At 64.9% G+C, this 16848-nt stretch carries 16 protein-coding genes; 8 read left to right on the top strand and 8 right to left on the bottom strand.

Translation table 11 applies throughout. The features are described 5' to 3' along the window. Positions 1 to 13 precede the first annotated feature (13 nt). Positions 14 to 1075, bottom strand: a complete 1062-nt coding sequence (locus FBY33_RS09575) for an adenosine deaminase (RefSeq protein WP_200831350.1) — start codon at positions 1073 to 1075, stop codon at positions 14 to 16. Between the two features lie 310 nt (positions 1076 to 1385). Here FBY33_RS09575 and FBY33_RS09570 point away from each other — a divergent pair, with 310 nt between their 5' ends. After that, positions 1386 to 2036, top strand: coding sequence for a LysM peptidoglycan-binding domain-containing protein (locus FBY33_RS09570; RefSeq protein ID WP_142030364.1), 651 nt, complete (start codon positions 1386 to 1388; stop codon positions 2034 to 2036). 153 nt (positions 2037 to 2189) lie between these two features. On the opposite strand, the gene FBY33_RS09565 is transcribed toward FBY33_RS09570, so the two are convergent. Beyond that, positions 2190 to 3389, bottom strand: a complete 1200-nt coding sequence (locus FBY33_RS09565) for an IS30 family transposase (RefSeq protein WP_142032401.1) — start codon at positions 3387 to 3389, stop codon at positions 2190 to 2192. 511 nt (positions 3390 to 3900) lie between these two features. Further along, on the bottom strand, positions 3901 to 4488 hold the full coding sequence (locus FBY33_RS09560; protein WP_142030363.1) for a hypothetical protein: 588 nt from the start codon (positions 4486 to 4488) through the stop codon (positions 3901 to 3903). A gap of 156 nt (positions 4489 to 4644) precedes the next feature. On the opposite strand from FBY33_RS09560, the gene FBY33_RS09555 reads away from it, so the two are divergent. From FBY33_RS09555 to FBY33_RS09535, 5 genes are all read left to right on the top strand, one after another. After that, a complete protein-coding gene (locus tag FBY33_RS09555) occupies positions 4645 to 5565 on the top strand; it encodes an MSMEG_6728 family protein (RefSeq protein ID WP_142030362.1) in 921 nt (306 codons plus the stop codon). Positions 5566 to 5568: 3 nt separating this feature from the next. Next, positions 5569 to 6429, top strand: a complete 861-nt coding sequence (locus FBY33_RS09550; RefSeq protein ID WP_142030361.1) for an SDR family oxidoreductase — start codon at positions 5569 to 5571, stop codon at positions 6427 to 6429. A 69-nt stretch (positions 6430 to 6498) separates the two neighbouring features. Next, positions 6499 to 6894 carry a DUF1622 domain-containing protein gene (locus FBY33_RS09545; protein ID WP_142030360.1) on the top strand — a complete coding sequence of 132 codons (396 nt, stop codon included), beginning with the start codon at positions 6499 to 6501 and terminating at the stop codon, positions 6892 to 6894. 75 nt (positions 6895 to 6969) lie between these two features. Continuing rightward, positions 6970 to 8814: an HNH endonuclease signature motif containing protein gene (locus FBY33_RS09540; RefSeq protein ID WP_142030359.1), complete on the top strand. Its 1845-nt coding sequence runs from the start codon at positions 6970 to 6972 to the stop codon at positions 8812 to 8814. Positions 8815 to 8990: 176 nt separating this feature from the next. Further along, on the top strand, positions 8991 to 9770 hold the full coding sequence (locus FBY33_RS09535; protein WP_142032710.1) for a YqjF family protein: 780 nt from the start codon (positions 8991 to 8993) through the stop codon (positions 9768 to 9770). 29 nt (positions 9771 to 9799) lie between these two features. Here FBY33_RS09535 and FBY33_RS09530 read toward each other — a convergent pair whose 3' ends face one another. After that, on the bottom strand, positions 9800 to 10120 hold the full coding sequence (locus FBY33_RS09530; protein WP_142030358.1) for a hypothetical protein: 321 nt from the start codon (positions 10118 to 10120) through the stop codon (positions 9800 to 9802). A 46-nt stretch (positions 10121 to 10166) separates the two neighbouring features. After that, positions 10167 to 12620 carry a Tex family protein gene (locus FBY33_RS09525; RefSeq protein ID WP_235010642.1) on the bottom strand — a complete coding sequence of 818 codons (2454 nt, stop codon included), beginning with the start codon at positions 12618 to 12620 and terminating at the stop codon, positions 10167 to 10169. Between the two features lie 137 nt (positions 12621 to 12757). Here FBY33_RS09525 and FBY33_RS09520 point away from each other — a divergent pair, with 137 nt between their 5' ends. Further along, a complete protein-coding gene (locus FBY33_RS09520; protein ID WP_142032708.1) occupies positions 12758 to 13075 on the top strand; it encodes a hypothetical protein in 318 nt (105 codons plus the stop codon). A gap of 130 nt (positions 13076 to 13205) precedes the next feature. Here FBY33_RS09520 and FBY33_RS09515 read toward each other — a convergent pair whose 3' ends face one another. From FBY33_RS09515 to FBY33_RS09505, 3 genes are all read right to left on the bottom strand, one after another. After that, the gene (locus FBY33_RS09515; protein WP_235010500.1) at positions 13206 to 14375 is read right to left on the bottom strand and encodes an integrase catalytic domain-containing protein; all 1170 of its coding nucleotides are present in this window, start codon (positions 14373 to 14375) and stop codon (positions 13206 to 13208) included. Positions 14376 to 14729: 354 nt separating this feature from the next. Next, positions 14730 to 15800 carry an alkene reductase gene (locus FBY33_RS09510; RefSeq protein WP_142030355.1) on the bottom strand — a complete coding sequence of 357 codons (1071 nt, stop codon included), beginning with the start codon at positions 15798 to 15800 and terminating at the stop codon, positions 14730 to 14732. A gap of 120 nt (positions 15801 to 15920) precedes the next feature. Then, the gene (locus FBY33_RS09505; protein WP_235010499.1) at positions 15921 to 16685 is read right to left on the bottom strand and encodes a PKD domain-containing protein; all 765 of its coding nucleotides are present in this window, start codon (positions 16683 to 16685) and stop codon (positions 15921 to 15923) included. Here FBY33_RS09505 and FBY33_RS20820 point away from each other — a divergent pair, their 5' ends adjacent. After that, on the top strand, positions 16686 to 16814 hold the full coding sequence (locus FBY33_RS20820) for a hypothetical protein (protein ID WP_268815870.1): 129 nt from the start codon (positions 16686 to 16688) through the stop codon (positions 16812 to 16814). The last annotated feature ends 34 nt before the right edge of the window (positions 16815 to 16848 follow it).

Raw genomic sequence — 16848 nt, 5'->3', positions numbered from 1 at the left:
GACACAGCGGCGGTCAGTCGGACACTTCCCTGCCGTTCAATTCCGCCAGCAGTTCCGCCTTCCGCTCCTCGGATGCAAAGGAGGAATGGATGGAGTTCGCTGCCAGGCGCGCCTTGTCGAAATCGGAGAGGTCAAACACCGACGTCAGCTGCGCGAAGTTGTCGTCCACATAGCCGCCAAAGTAGGCAGGATCGTCCGAGTTGACCGAAACGTTCAGTCCCGCAGCCAGCATTGCCGGCAACGGGTGGTCTGCCAGGGTGTCCACCGCGCGGAGCCGGACGTTGGAGAGGGGGCAGACCGTCAGGGGAATGCGGGCGTCCACGAGGCGCTCCACAAGATCGGGATCGTCCATGCAGCGGATTCCATGGTCGATCCGCTCCACGCCCAGGAGGTCCAGGGCTTCGATGATGTACGACGCCGGGCCTTCCTCCCCCGCGTGCGCCGTCAACCGCAGGCCTGCTTCACGCGCCTTCGCGTACAGCCGTTCGAACTTGGATGGAGGATTCCCCACTTCGGCGGAGTCCAGGCCGATGGCCCCGATGGGTGCGTCCATGGCCAGCAGCCGGCCCAGGACTTCCAGCGCCGAGTCCTCCGGCAGATCCCGCAGGAAGGCCGCGATCAGGATGGTGGAGATGCCGAACTCCTCCTCCGAGGTGGCCAGCACCGAAGCCACACCGTTGACGCACGCTTCCAGGGGAATGCCGCGGGAGAGATGCGCCTGCGGGTCCATCATGATTTCCGCGTGCCGGACCCCGGCGGCGGCAGCCCGCTCCAGGTAGGCCCGGGTCATGTCAGCGAAGTCCTGCTGGGTACGCAGCACCGCCATATTGGCGTAGTAGAGGTCCAGGAAAGACTGCAGGTCCGTGAACTCGTACTTTTCGCGGAGTTCGTCCAGTCCCGAGTACGGCAGCTCAATGCCGTTGCGTTCGGCCAAGGCGAAGATGAGCTCGGGCTGCAGCGTGCCTTCGATGTGGAGGTGCAGTTCTGCCACCGGGAGGGGCTTGGCAGGGGCTACGGGTTCCGCAAGGTCCGTTTCGGTTTCGGGCATGATGCTGCCGCCGGCAAAGTTGTCCATCCGGTCAGAATAGTGCCCCGCCCGGTTTCGCGCCTTCCCGGCGTTCCGGGCCGTGGGACTGCTTGGCCCGGCGAGTGCCAGGGACCACATCCGCCACGCCCGCCGGAATCTCGATTTGATAACGCCCATACGATGTCCTAGCGTGAAATACATGCCCGTTCGGCGGGCTCTTTGATTGCCCGGTGCTGCCTCCACCAGAACTGCCCAGCGGCAGCCACCGACAGTGACCTCTATTCGTCAGAGGCGGGCAGTGGCGCGACGATCTCCGGGGACGGAACCAGCGCTGGTGGCCTTCAGGAGCATCACCATCATGAAAAACACCAAATTCCGTACTGCCGCACGCCGCGGAGTCACCCTGGCCGCCGTCTCCGCGGCAGGTTTGGCACTTTCAGCCACGGCGGCCAACGCAGCCACCCCCACATCCACCTGGGATGCACTCGCGCAGTGCGAGAGCGGCGGCAACTGGTCCATCAACACCGGTAACGGCTTCTCCGGCGGCCTGCAGTTCACCCCCAGCACATGGGCTGCCTACGGCGGAACCGGTTCGCCGGAGAACGCCAGCCGTGAACAGCAGATCGCGGTGGCCGAGCGGGTGCAGGCCTCCCAAGGCTGGGGCGCCTGGCCGTCCTGCTCCTCCCAGCTCGGCCTAAGCGGTGGCGGCGGCGCTCCGGTCCAGAGCGCGCCAGTGCAGGCTGCCCCCGTCCAGGCTGCTCCTGCGCAGAGCGTCCAGGTCCAGAGCGCACCCGTCCAAAGCGCTCCGGTCCAGCAGGCACCGCGGCACGCAACGTCCGTTGCCCTGAGCGGCGAGACCTACACCCTGCAGGCCGGGGACACCTTGAGCATTGTTGCCCAGAAGCTGGGCATCCAGGGCGGCTGGCAGCACCTTGCCGACGCCAACCTGGACACCATCACGGATCCGAACCTCGTGTTCGAGGGCCAGGTCATCCAGCTTCCCGCGTAAAAGCCGCGGCAGCATCACGGGCGGCCTTGGCCGCCCCGCCTCTTTGAAGTCGACACAGACAGGTCGGCGATAGACAAATTCCGTTGACCAAAAACGACGCCGGCACACCCCCACAAGGGGCGGTTTCTAGGGGTCGTTGCAACACTGCTGGTGTTATGTGGTCATTAGTAGATCACGGAGACGCTCGGCTGGGGTTTCCCAGTCGAGCGTTTTGCGTGGTCGGCTGTTGAGTTCCTGGGCGACGTGTTCGAGATCTTCGGGCCCGTAGATGGATAAGTCTGTGCCTTTTTCGAAGTATTGGCGTAGCAGGCCGTTGGTGTTTTCGTTGGAGCCGCGTTGCCACGGGCTGCCCGGATCGCAGAAGTAGACCTGCATGTCAGTGGCGATGGTGAAGGATTTGTGGCCTGCCATTTCCGCCCCTTGATCCCAAGTCAGAGAGCCCCTGAGGTGTTCGGGAAGACTTTTCATCGTGGCGATGAGGCCGTCGCGGACGGTTTCGGCGGTGTGGTCACCGGGCAGGTGGACCAGCATGACGTATCTGGTGGTGCGTTCGACGAGGGTGGCGATCGCGGACTGGTTGCTCGCTCCGGTGATTAGATCTCCTTCCCAATGTCCTGGAACGGCGCGGTCTTCGATCTCGGGTGGGCGTTCGGAGATCATCACCATCGGATCAGCGAAACGGGGCTGCCGTTGCTGGGGGTCCTTGTGGGCTTTACGGCGTGTCCGGCCGGTGCGCAGAGCTGCCTGGACTTCGCGCTTGAGTCCTCCGCGGGCCTGGAAGTAGAGGGCTTGGTAGATTGTTTCTGGGCTCACGCGCATCTCCGGGTCGTTGGGAAACTTCCTGGTCAGCTTGTTGCTGATCTGTTCCGGTGACCAGCGCCGAAGCAGTTTTCGCTTCACATATTTGCGCAGCCGGTGGTGCGTGACCAGCTTGCTGTCCTTGGGCCGGGGGCGACGGGCAGTTGCTGCTCGTTGGGCAGCATAGGCGTAGTACTTCCCATCGTTGACACCGTTTCGGGCCAGCTCCCGGCTGATTGTCGAGGCAGGCCGGCCGAGCTCTCTGGCGATCTCCCGGACCGGTGCGCCGGTATTGCGGAGGTCGGCGATCCGTTCGCGGTCATGCAGCGTCAGGAACCGGGCATCCAATGGTTTTTCCAGGGCTGCCAGTGGGGGGAGCGCGGCAGAATCGGCGGTGGCTTCTGCAGTAGTCAACGTCATCACACCATTGGTGTAGTCGATCTGGCGCCCATCACGGTAGATTCGCCCATTCCGTGTCCTTCTGACGCCGTTGTCCCACTCCTGAGCCGCGCAGCGGCTAATGCCCAGTTGTTTGGCCGCTTCACGGCGGGTCATTCCAGCGTCGCGGAGCTTGCCGAAGTCCTCACGGCCGGGGCTGTCCGCGCGTTTCCGCGCGAGCCCTGCTTTCTGAGTCCACCGGTAACAAGTGCCACGGCTTAGCCCCAGTTCCGCGGCAGCAAGCGTCGTACTCCCGGTCCGTTTCAACGCCTTAAAGAACTCCTCTTTCACTTCCGGGGTCGCTCTTGGCCGCCGGGCGTTTAGGTTATCCACTCTGCCGACAGATATTCCCGCCTCACGCAGCCACCGATAGCACGCCGAAGGTTTGAGCCCGAGTCCAGCCGCAGCACGGGCAACGGTTCCCGCGCTTGCTAATGCCCGGAAGAACTCTTCCTTTTCCGCGGAGGTATAGCTCCTTCGAGGTGTCCTGCCCTTGCTTAAAGACGACATGGTCGTTGCAACTCCCAAAAACTTTAGGTGTTGCAACGACCACTAGAACTCAAGAGGGATGTGCCGGCGTCGTTCTTTAATGCTCAGCCCGCTGCCGCAGCGGTCAGTGAAGAGGCGGTCAGCTGGCCGGCAGTTCCCGGACGATCCGGACCTTCCAGGCGGAGTCGTCGCTGGTGTCCAGCAGGGCAACCGTGCCGTGCGCCAGGTTCAGGGCGACCCGCTTGACGGCGAGCAACTCCAGGTAGAGGTGTTCGTTCATGCGGGTGGGGGTGTCGATCATGTACTTCACGGCGTCGCGAACCTTGCGGTAGTTGGCGCTGCGTTCGCGGTGCATGTGCAGTTCCAGGGCAGAACGCTGCTTGAGCCGCGGCTCGTGCCGGTTGAGCAGTGTCACGGCCGCATGGACTGCAACAACAAGGGTGAGCGAAACTCCGTAGATCCACCAGCCACTGGACAGCAGGAACAGCGGCAGGTTGCCGATGGCCACGAGCGCAATGACCACTCGAAGCGCGGCAATCCGCCGGACCGTCCTGGCAACGGCGGCCATGCCGTCGCGGAACCGGTGCTGGTCCTTGCGCGCGGCGGCGGGATCGATGGTGAACTCGTCGAGGACCAGGATTCCCTGGGCTTCCGGGCCCAGCATCTGCCCGTAACGGGGCAGTGCTGTGCGGGCGTAGTTGACGGCTTTGTCAGGTATAGATGTCATGAGAGAGCTTCCGAAACGCGGTTGGGTTTGCGGTGATCTTAGTGGTTCAACCTGAACGTCGTATGCATGTGTCCACTATTTGGACAGAAAGCGCCCAGTGCTGTGGCAGCCGGCACAGCAATTGGCACTTCCGGCGGGGACCGTCAAACTGAATGAATGCAAACCTTCCTCCCTTACCCCGACTTCCGCCAAAGCGCCAAAGCCCTTGACACCGCACGGCTGGGTAAGCAGCGGGTCGAAGCACTGCAAACGCTCCGGGCGCTGGTGATTCCGGACTACGGCTGGCAGACCCACCCCGCGATCCGCATGTGGATGGGCCACGTGCCGGCCCTCACCATGTATGGACTGGCTATGGCGGACGAGTGGATCGAGCGTGGCCACCCTGACAACACCCGCGCCAACATCGCCGAGTTCGCACCACAGGCGGCCCATCCGGACTACGCGGACAAGATCATCCTGCCGCCATGGCTCGGGGACCCCGACTTCCACCTGAGCCACCGTTCCAAGCTGGTGCACAAGGAACCGAAGTTCTACGCCGCCCTCTTCCCGGACGCCGTTCCGGAGATGGACTACGTCTGGCCCGAGCCCCGGCACGAATTCCTGCCGCAGGAGCCGGAAGGTGACATTCTGTGGATCCTCCGGGACCCGCATGACGACGTCGACCCGCAGCGGCTCAGCACGGTGGCGCTTCCGCCGGTGAACCGGAGCGCTGCTGCCGCGGCCGCCATGTCCGCCGGAGATGACGGCTACTCCCCCGTCTATGTGGACGACGGCTCCCGCCGGCCGTCCCGGGCCCCGAAGAAGGCGCCGCCCAAGCCGCAGCTGAAGAAGCCCACCCGCAAGCGCCAGGCGCAGGAGGAGGCCTTCCGGACCCTCCCGGGGAAGACGCCGGTTGCGGTTCCGTTCGAGAACGGGGCCAGGTTTGCAGTGGGGCAGGTGGTGGGGCGTCCCATTACCCTCGACGACGGCCGGTTCGGCAGGAATTTCGAGGTCACGGAGATTATCGACCGTTCCGCATTCGCCTACCCCGCACTCTTGCAGGACCCCCGCGTCTTCTTCCCGGTGGAGGCACCGTAGGCCATGAGGATTCTTATGGCGGGGTGCGGGGACCTGGGCACGGAGGCGGGGCTCAGGTTCGCCGGGTTGGGGCACCGGGTGGTGGGATGGCGCCGGTCCCCCGCGAAACTGCCGGCAGCCATCGAAGGTGCCGCGGCTGACTTGGGCTCGCATGACCTGCCGCCGGTCCCTGCGGACACCACCGCCGTCGTCATTGCTGTCGCTGCCGATTCCCCCTCGGAGGAGGCATACCGGGCGGCGTATGTACGCGGGGTGGCAAACGTCCTGGACGCGCTGGAACGCGATGGCGTGCGGCCGCACAGGGTCATCTTTGTTTCCTCGACGGCCATCTATGGCGATGCGGGTGGGGGCTGGGTGGATGAATCGACGCAGCCGGATCCCGGCGGTTTCTCGGGGAAGGTGCTGGTGGAAGCCGAGGAGTTGCTCCATGCCAGGCTTGCGGGAACGGGCACTGCCGCCACCGCACTCAGGCTCGGCGGCATTTACGGGCCGGGCCGGACGCGGTTGATCGACCAGGTGAAAACGGGCGCTGCAGTCATCCCCGAGGACGTGCGCTACACCAACCGGATTCACCGTGACGATGCCGCGGCCGCCATCGTGCATCTTGCCACGATGGCGGATTCACCCGCGCCTGCTTATGTCGGAGTGGACAATGAGCCCGCAGACCTGGGGTCCGTATTGCGCTTCCTTGCCGCCGAGCTTGGCCTGCCCGAACCCCCGGTGGGTGATGCCGGTCCTGCCCGTGGAGGCAACAAGCGCTGCCGCAACGACCTGCTCCGGAGTACCGGGTTTACCTTCACGTTTCCCACGTTCAGGGAAGGGTACAAGGACGTCATAGCGGGGAACGGCATCCGCCATCCGTGACGAATGCCGCCGTCCAAATGGTCACAGCCAGGTTGGCCGCGGGACACCTGGCACGAGGTAAGGCGGGGCATGGATTTTCGGCAGGTCATTGAGGCGGTTGGGCAACTGGTTGACTTCGCAGGAGTGGCGGTGATGGTGATTGGAGCCGTGGTTTCCCTCCCGCTGGCCATCCGTGGCCATCAGCCGCGGCAGCTCCCTCAGGGCGCCGAAAAGCTGAGTTTCTACCGGTCATACCGGCAGTTGCTGGGCCGGTCCATCCTGCTGGGCCTCGAACTGCTCGTCGCCGCCGACATTATCCGCACCGTTGCCGTCACGCCCACGTTCACCAGCGTCGGGGTGTTGGCCATCATCGTGCTGATCAGGACGTTCCTCAGCTTCTCCCTGGAACTGGAAATCACGGGGCGCTGGCCCTGGCAAAAGGAAGCCGCGCCGGCCCGTTCCGGTGCCACCGTTCCAGAGGGATAAGCGCGGCTGTCCGGGTTTCCCACATAGGGGTTTTGGGGTGTCCTGGTTGTCGGTGGTGGCTGGCAGAGTTGGGTTATGGAGGCCATTGGGGAAGATCTTGGGCAGGCGGACGACGCCGGCAGTTGGCTGCCGCGCCTGGCCCACCTTCAGTCAGTCCCGGCCGGGCAGCCTTCAGTGCAGTCCCAGGAAGTCTTATCTTCGGCAGTTGCTGTCGCACGGGATGGGCTCAGTCAGCTGGGTGCGCAGCTTGCGGCCGCTGCCCTGGCCGCCCCGGAGGTGCTGGCGTCCGCCTCTTATGTCGAGGCCGCCGACTTCGCCGACGGGGTCGAGGAACTGGTCCGCACCGCGGAGTACCTGCAGATCCTCTCGGCCGGCGCTGTGGACCGGACCCGCGCCCAGGCCATCAACGACACCGCCACGACCCGCGCCAGCCGGTCCCGGGGCTGGGTCACCGGGTGGGACGCCAACGGAGTCGAAACCCTGAACACCGGCCCGGCAGCTGTGAGCGAAACAAACGCCACCTGGCCCGACCTGCCCTCCCAGCCCGGGGCAGCCGCTGCACCCGGCCAACCGGTGGCGTCCCCGGCCGACGACGGGTGCCGGAACACCGCAGAGTTCCTCCGCCTCCGCCTGCGGATCCCCATCCGCGAAGCCCGCCGCCGCCTCACCCTCGCCCGGCACGTCCTCCCCGGCACCACCCTCACCGGCGAACCACTCCCACCAACCCGGCCACACCTCGCCGCCGCCCTCACCCCGGGCACGCGATCGGACGCCAACCCCCAGGCACCGGTGGTGTCCTCCCACGCCGCGAGCCTCATCACCGCCACCCTGGACCGGCTCCAGCACCACACCACGGAAGAAACCCTGGACCGGATCGAGCACCACCTCACCCACGCCGCCACCACCGCCGACCCCGACTTCCTCACCCGCCTGGCCCAACGCTGGACCGACACCATCGACGCCGACGGCACCGAACCCACCGAAGAAGCCCTCCGCCACACCCAGGGCGCCTTCATCCGCAAACCCCGCCACGGCCTGCACCACGTCGAAATCTTTGCCACCACCGACCAATACGAACACCTCCTCACTGTCATGAACACCGCCACCAACCCCCGCACCACCACCCCCGACACCTCCAACGGGGACACCAGCGCCCCAGACACCAGCACCGGAAACGACAACACCACAGGCGCAGGCACCGGTGCCGGGGACAGCCCAACGGCGAACAACGGAACCGACCACACCGCCCAGATAGACCTGGACCGGCGCACCCGGGCCCAAAAACAACTCGACGGCATCATCACCGCCGCCAAAACCGCCCTCGCCACCAACACCCTGCCCACCACCGGCGGCAACCGCCCCCAAATCATCGCCACCATCCACTACCAGGACCTCTTCCCCGGACCCCTCCCCACCTCGTCCGGAAGAACAGAATCAACAACAGGGGCACAGGTGGAAACCCGGGCAGGAACACCAGCAGGGACCGGGACCTTCGCGTTCACTGGGCCCGTCGCCGCGGCCACCCTGCGCAAAATCGCCTGCGACGCCGACATCATCCCCGCACTCCTGGGCACCCACGGCGAAATCCTCGACCTCGGCCGCAAAACCCGCCTCTTCACCCCAGCCCAACGAACCGCCCTCACCGCCCGCGACCAAGGTTGCGCCTTCCCCAACTGCACCATCCCCGCACCCTGGTGCGAAGCCCACCACATCACCTACTGGTCACACGGCGGACCCACCACCACCAACAACGGCGTCCTGCTCTGCAGCCACCATCACCACCTCATCCACAAAGAACAATGGAAAATCACCACCCACGGCACACCCACGTTCATACCCCCACCCCACATCGACCCCACCCAAACACCACAACAAAACCACTACTTCAAGCCACCCCCACTACCCCACGGAAACGAGTGAACGACGCAACGCCAGCGGACTTCCAGAGCGCCGTATGTCCCCCGTGCAGGGGACAGACGGCCGCGTCGAAGGAGCAAGTGCGCTCAGCCGGCCATGACGGCGGCACCGCCCGTTAGGCTTGGTGGGCCGAGCGAAGGAGCAGACGGACCTTGACCGAACATTTGAGTGCCCCGGCAATGTGGCCGCGGCCGCCGGAACTTCCCGCGCCGGTGTTCTCCGACCAGCGGTGGCTTGACGCCGTTTTCCTCCACTGGCGCATCCCGGCGGAAGAGGCCGCCGCTTTCATGCCTGACGGGGTCCAACCGGACGTTTTCGATGGCAGCTCATGGGTGGGCCTGATCGGCTTTCGCATGGAGCAAGCCGGAATTGGACGTGGTCCCGGCATTCCCTACCTGGGTAGTTTCAACGAGGTCAACGTGCGGCTCTACTCACGGGAACCAAACGGCACCCGAGGCGTGGTGTTCCTGAGCCTGGATGCGGACCGGCTGCCGGTCGTCCTGGCAACCCGGGCAGTGGGAATTCCCTACGTATGGTCGCGCATCCGGCAGTGGCCGCCCTTTCCCCGTGGCAGCGGCCGGCGGCATGAGAACGGCGGCGCCGAGGCTGCTTCCATCACGGACGAGTTCCCTGTGGGCTATTCCGTGCGCCGATTCGGTCCCAAAGGGGCACGAAGCGACTTCACGGTGGTTCCCAGGCTGCGTACGGCCGCAAGTGATCCCCTATCCGTCTTTCTGACTGCCAGGTTCGGCATGCACGGCCGCTTCTTTGGCAGGAGCACCTACATACCCAACAGCCACCAGGCGTGGCCGCTCTTCGGAGCGGAGGTCCACGAGCTCAAGGACGGGTTGATCAAGGCGGCAGGCATCACCGTTAGCGGTCCGCCGGAGTCAGTCCTCTATTCGCCGGGAGTACGCACGCGATTCGGGCGGCCACGCCTGATCAGCGGCACTGCCTGAACGCCAAAATCCAGGCTTAATGCCTGATGTTAGACGTCCTGCCAGCCCCGGCCTTCACTGAAAGTGCTCACCAGCGTGCCCACGCCCGCCTGCAGCGAGTTCGACGGGTCGAAGTACAGGGATGCTTGCGAAGCGCGGCTGTGGGTGATCAGCTGCTCAGCCTCAAGCTTCGCCTCTGGCACGGTGGCCCCAATAATTCCGGTGCGGGCCGGGAGGTCAGGCGTATGCACCACCTCGGCGCCCGTCTGGGTCAGCGGGACCGTGGTGCCTGAGTTGATCTCGTCATGCGGGAACTCGAATTCGGTATCACCGGGGGCAGTAGGAACGGTGTATTCCAGGAAGTAGGTCATACTCCACCCTTGCAGAAAATCGGCCGCTCCCCAAGGACCCGGAGGGCTACTTGCCCAGCCCGGCCTTCCTGAGCGCCTCAGCCATTGCCGTGTTGGCTGGCTGGGCTGGAGGAGTGGGGCGGCCACTGCCGCCGGTCCTGGCCGCGGCCTGCTTCCCCGGCTGTTGCCGTTCCGGGCGCCCGCTGCGCTCACCTTTTCCTCCGCCTGCTCCCCCACGGTTGTCGTTCCCGCCCGGCTTCCCGTACCCAGGCTGGGCTGAACCGCGCCGTCCGGAACCTGCACCGCCGCCAACTGGTTCGTCGTCGAGCCTTAGCGTCAGCGAAATCCGCTTCCGCTCCGGATCAGCCTCCAGGACCTTGACCCGGACCACTTGGCCGGACTTCACCACTTCACGCGGATCGGACACAAAGCGGTTGGCCAGTGCGGAGACGTGGACCAGGCCGTCCTGGTGGACCCCGACGTCCACGAACGCACCGAATGCCGCAACATTGGTCACGGTTCCCTCGAGAATCATGCCCGGCACCAGGTCGGCGATCTTTTCGATCCCCTCCGAGAAGGTAGCGGCGGCAAAGGCGGGCCGGGGGTCGCGCCCTGGCTTGTCCAGCTCAGCGAGGATGTCCCTGACCGTCGGCAGACCGAAGGTATCGTCAACGAACTTTTGCGGGTCCAGGGAGGACGCGGGTGCCGAACCGGCCGCCACCAGGATCTTCCGCGCCACGACATACGCCTCCGGGTGCACGCTCGACGCGTCCAGCGGCTCCGCTCCCCCGGTGATCCTCAGGAAGCCTGCACACTGCTCGAACGCCTTGGCGCCCAGCCGCGGTACCTTCTTCAGGTCCGACCGTTTGTTGAAGGGACCGTGTTCGTTCCGGTAGGCCACGATGTTTTCGCTCAGCAAGGGCCCGACGCCGGCAACACGGCTCAGCAGCGCGGGCGACGCCGTGTTGACGTCGACACCCACCGCGTTCACGCAGTCCTCCACCACAGCGTCGAGGCTGCGGTCCAGCTTCGATGCCGTCACGTCGTGCTGGTACTGGCCCACGCCGATGGATTTGGGGTCGATTTTGACGAGTTCGGCGAGCGGGTCCTGGAGCCGCCGGGCAATGGAGACGGCGCCCCGGAGCGAGACGTCCATTCCCGGCAGTTCCGCCGCCGCGAGGGCGGAGGCAGAGTAGACGGACGCGCCGGCCTCGGACACCACGAGTTTCTGCGGTTTCCGGTCCACACCGGGAAGGAGCTTGATCAGTTCGGCCGCCAGTTTGTCCGTTTCGCGGGACGCCGTGCCGTTGCCGATAGCTATAAGTTCGACGGCGTGCTGCCGCGCCAAACGCACCAGGGTGGCCAGGGCGTCATCCCACTTCCGTGCGGGGGCGTGGGGATAGACGGTGTCAGTGGCCACCACTTTGCCGGTGCCGTCCACCACGGCGACCTTGACGCCGGTCCGCAGTCCGGGATCGAGCCCCAGCGTGGCACGGTTTCCGGCAGGGGCGGCCAGCAGGACGTCGCGAAGGTTGGCGGCGAAGACCCGGACGGCCTCGTCTTCCGCCGCGGAGAACAATCTTGCACGGAGGTCAGAGGTAAGGCGGGACAGCACGCGGGAACGCCAGGCCACCTGCGCGGTCTGCATCAGCCATGCGTCGGCGGGCCGGCCGCGGTCGGCGACACCGAGGAACCTTGCCACCGCGGACTCGTAGCGGGCGCGGGCGGCGGTGAGGGCGGCGTCGTCCGACGGGTCGGCTTCAGCGAGGTCCAGCTCAAGGATGCCGTCCTTCTCCCCGCGGAACAACGCAAGGATCCGGTGGGACGGCATCCTGTCGGGCGCCTGGGCGAACTCGAAGTAGTCCGCGAACTTCTGGCCCTCCGCCTCCTTGCCTTTCTTGACGCGGGACACCATCCGGCCCTGGCTCCACAGCCGGTCCCGCAGATTCGCGGCGAGGTCGGGATCCTGGGCCACCCGCTCCACCAGGATGGCCCTGGCCCCGGCGAGCGCGGCGGCTTCATCATCGATGGCATGCCCGCTGTTGAGGTACTTCGCGGCCTCGCGTTCGGGATCCAGGTCCGGCCGCTTCACGAGCGTGTCGGCGAGCGGCTCCAGACCTGCTTCGCGGGCAATCTGCGCCTTGGTCCGCCGCTTGGACTTGAACGGCAGGTAGATGTCCTCCAGCCGCGACTTGGTATCCGCTGCCAGGATCGCCTTGCGCAGTTCCGGCGTCAGCTGGCCCTGCGCCTCGATCGCTTCGAGGACTGCACGACGGCGGTCCGCCAGCTCGCGGAGGTAGCGGAGCCGCTCGTCGAGGTCGCGCAGTTGCGTGTCATCCAATGTCCCGGTGGCCTCCTTGCGGTACCGGGCGATGAACGGAACTGTTGACCCGCCGTCGAGCAATTCAACGGCGGCTTTCACCTGCCAGGCTTTGACCCCCAGCTCGGCAGCGATCTGGGCAAAGATCGCGTCGGGCTCTGATGCGCTGGAGCGGGCGGAGGCGGGGGAAGGTGCTGGCAGTTGAGTCACCAGAACATCTTGCCCTACCGGTCTGCGGGCCTCCACCGCCACCAAGCCCGCGGAGGTGCCACCGGGAACAGCAGCTATTCCCCTGGGGCGTGCAAAGTGCTGTAGTGGACTTGCCATCACTGGCACCCATGCTCGAGGAAGAGGCCGCCATGCGGGAATTGCTGGTTGTGTTTCAGGACGGGTTCGACGAGGCGAACATCACCGTTACCGTGAACGGGAAAGCAGTGCGGAGGGATTTGGGAATCTCCACGAATCCGCTTCTCGGCATCGCATCAGAGGTCTCCGTAGAGCTGCCGGCCAAAGGTGCCCAGGTTGGTGTCGAGGTCACCAACCGTGGCCTGAAAGCCATCACCAAGGTCAGCGGCAGGCCCAAAAGCGTGCTGGTGTCCATCGAGGATGGACGCTTGGTGATGAAAGAAGGCACCGGCCGCGAAGCAGTGCTTTAGCCCGTTTTCCGCATGGCAAAAATGGCTCCCTGTTGCCTCAAAGCAATACCTCCGGGAAGAGTGATTCGTTGCCTCATTTGAAAACCTCCGGTTGATCGCTTCGTTGCCTCATTGAAAAACCTCCGCTGTTTCAGTTGTTCCAAGCCCTGTTGACGGGTCTGACGGAGGCGGGATTCTTTGCCCGGGAGAGTGTTTCCAGCTGCGCGGTGAGGGCCAGGATTTGGCGTGAGAGGGCGCCTGGTTTGATCTGTTTGAAGGCGGCGTTCATCCGGATGATCAGGCGTTTGCGCATCGTCTCGTGCCGGATTGCCCTGTGGTGGGGTGTGGCGGGTGCGTCGTGTTTCTTGGTCACTTTCGCGCCGTGCCGGTGCTTTTCGACGAGTTTTTGCTGGGGCAGCAGGTAGTTGGTGAAGACCCGGTCCAGCTCCCAGATCTCGTTGAGTTTCTCCAGCTCAGCGGCGGTGTCGTAGCGGAGGTAGCCGACCAGTTCACGGACCCTGGCCCAGTTCTTTTGCTCCACATGCGCGCCGTCGTTTTTGTTCCCGGGCCGGGACCGGGTGAACGTGATCTGATGCGCGTGGCAGTAGGCCAGCAGGTGCTCGTTGATGAACTCGGAGCCGTTATCCGAGTCGATGCCGATGATGGGGAAAGGGAACACCGCGGTCACGTGCTCGAGGGCCTCGAAGACCCATTTGGCCGCCTTGTTCCGCACGGACCGGTTCACGGTCCATCCGGTGGAAATGTCAGTGACTGTCAGGGTGAAGCAGAATTTCCCGAAGCTGTTGCCTCCCTCGTGGCCGACCAGATCGATCTCCACGAATCCCGGGACGGCGTCGTCGTCCCACTCGGCCCAGGTCCTGACCGGGATCTGGGATTTCAGGAGCGTGCCGGGCTTGGTGTGTGAGCGTCCCCGCGGGAGGAGTTTCGCCCGTTCGCCGGCGAGTTTGCGATCGATGGTTGCTGCGCTCATGCGCATCAGCAGGCTGGCCTGCTCATCGGTGATCTCCAGCTCTTTGTCCCGGCGCAGCAGCGGTACCAGGACCGGCAGCATCGGGGCCAGCAGCCTGCCGGCAGGGGCACGCAGTACCGCCCAACACGTGATCAGCGGTGGCAGCAGATCAAGGCCGTAGACCGGCGTCCTGCCTGGCCTGGGCTTGACGATCTTCAGGACCAAGGCCTCCCGAAGGGCTGTCCTGGCATAGTCGCGGTGCCAACCGGTCAGTTCGACCAGCTCGTTTAGGATCCGGGACTTCCCTGCACGATCGGCGCTCTTGTAAGCGAGGGCTTTCTTCTTTGTCACAGCTTGCCGCTGGGCCATCGTTAGCTCCATGAAAACGGGCATAGCCCTCATCCGTTGCCAACACCGGAAACCACGCCGCTACGCGGAGGTTTTCAACTGAGGCAACCTATCCGGCTACGCGGAGGTTTTCTATGAGTCAACGCGGGCTCTGGTAAGAGTCCATTCGATGGAGTAGCATCTGATCACCGCCGGCATCCGATGGAGTCCGGCGGGCCACATAAGTCTTCAGCCGGGAGGCCGTCGGATGGCCCCACGGCGCCGCTGCCCGGGACCAGCACCCCAGACAGCCAACGACGGCGGCACCCATGATGGGTGCCGCCGTCGTCGTTTTGATCAACGTGGCTGGTCAGCCTCTTAGCCCTGGTACACCGGGTAATCCGTGTAACCGGTGGCGCCCTCTGCGTAGAACGTGGAGGCGTCGGGCTCGTTCAGCGGAAGGCTTTCCTTCCAACGGCGGGCAAGGTCCGGGTTGGCGATCGCGGGGCGGCCCACCACCACAGCATCCGCATGGCCCTCAGCCACCAGGCTCACGGCTTCTTCCCTTGTGGTGACCACGCCGAAGCCCGTGTTGACCAGGAAGGTGCCGCCGAAGCGTGCACGAAGGTCCTGGACGAGTTCACCCGCAGGTTCGTGGTGCAGGATGCTCAGGTATGCCAGGTTGAGCGGCGCGATGCTGTCCACGAGGACCTCGTAAGTGGCACGAACATCCGCGGCATCCGTCTCGGCAATGCCCTGGACGTTGTGCTCAGGGGAAATGCGGAGGCCCACCCGGTTGGCGCCGAGGGCTGCAACCACGGCATTTATGGTTTCGATGACAAAGCGGGCACGGTTCTGGGGCGATCCGCCGTAGCTGTCCGTCCGGATGTTGGAGTTCGGCGCCAGGAATTCGTGCAGGAGGTAGCCGTTGGCCGAGTGCAGCTCCACGCCGTCGAACCCTGCCTCGATGGCATTCAGGGAGGCGTTGACGATTTCCTGGATGACCATGGGGAGTTCGTCCGTGGTGAGTGCATGCGGCACCGGGTACTGCTGCTTTCCGGCCGGGGTCCGGACGACGCCGTCAATTGCCACGGCGCTGGGACCGACGACGGGAAGCCCACCGATAATGTCCGGGTGGGAAACCCGGCCGCCGTGCATGATTTGGGCGAACATGCGGCCGCCCTCGGCGTGGACTGCATTAGTGACCTTCTTCCACCCGGCCACCTGCTCCTGCGTGACGATTCCGGGCTGTCCCGGGTAAGCCTGGCCGGCGGGGGTGGGGTACATGCCCTCGCTGACGATGAGGCCAAGGGAGGCACGCTGGCGGTAGTGCTCGGCGACGAGCGGACCCGGGACGCCCTTCTCACCAGCGCGGAGGCGGGTGAGGGGTGCCATCACCAGCCGGTTGGGAAGTTCAAGTTCGCCGAGGGTGAGAGGGGAAAACAGCATGCGCAGTTCCTTTCGAAGGCTGAAGACGTACTGCCTATGCCAACTGTGGGGCGCGTGCAACTATTCCGGACTTTTGCTGGTGCGACGGGGATCACAGAGTGCTGTCTTTACACTCCCGCCTTAGCGCGGTGCTCCGGCACCCGGGCAGCCCTGCCCCTGGGGGTTGGCGTTGCAGTCGTCCGCGTAGTTGCGGGTGAGCGACCGCCAAACGCTGATGCCTTGCGGCGGGGCGCTGAACTGGCCCTGGCCGGGGATTGGAAGGGGCGGGCCGGAGTTCACCGAATAGGTGCCTTGGAACGATGTTGTCAGCACCACTTGGAAGTTTCCGGTGGATGCGTAGGCGTGGCTGGTCCGGGTCTTCTCGCCCCACCGGTCCTGGGGCAAAGCTCCACCCATCGACGGTTGCGGGCCTAAGACCGTACCGTCCCCATAGTTCCAGGTGTACTGGACCGGCGTTGCCACCACGTGAACCTGTTGGCCGAACATGGTGATATCGAACTGCTGTTCAATCGCCTCCGCGTAGAAGTTGGTCTCGGCGCCTCGAAGGGTATTGGGGCTGGGCTGCGCCACGACCTTCCCGGCACTGACCGGCAGGTTCTGGAACTGCCGCTGGATATCGGCGGCGATCCGGGGCAGGAGGTCCTCAGGTTTCGGATCGTAAAGGCAGGTGGGTCCTGAGTGATGCGCCCAAACCGCTCCCGGTACGCCTCTTGGCCGCGACAGCCACATGACCGGAATGCCCTTGGCACCGTCTTCCCGGTCCTTGCAGTCGAGCTGGCGGGCAAGGCAAGGAGTGTCGAAGTCCCCTCCGCCAAGATGGCATTGGAGCTCGTACTTGTACTCGTTGGGGTCGTTGCTTACAGTGCCTGGTTGAGGCGGAGACATTTGACCGGTGGCCGGATCCTTCGTCCAGCTGTCGACATCTACTCCCACCTCACCGAAATCAGCTTCAAGTCCATCATCGGCAAATCCTGGAAGTACGAGCCCGGCGTTCAAGACCATCAATATGAGTAGCAAGGCGACAGCGCTACGCGGCCTTATTCGAAGC

The sequence above is a fragment of the Arthrobacter sp. SLBN-112 genome (assembly GCF_006715225.1).
GTDB lineage: Bacteria > Actinomycetota > Actinomycetes > Actinomycetales > Micrococcaceae > Arthrobacter.
This window is presented reverse-complemented; position numbering and strand designations above follow the sequence as displayed.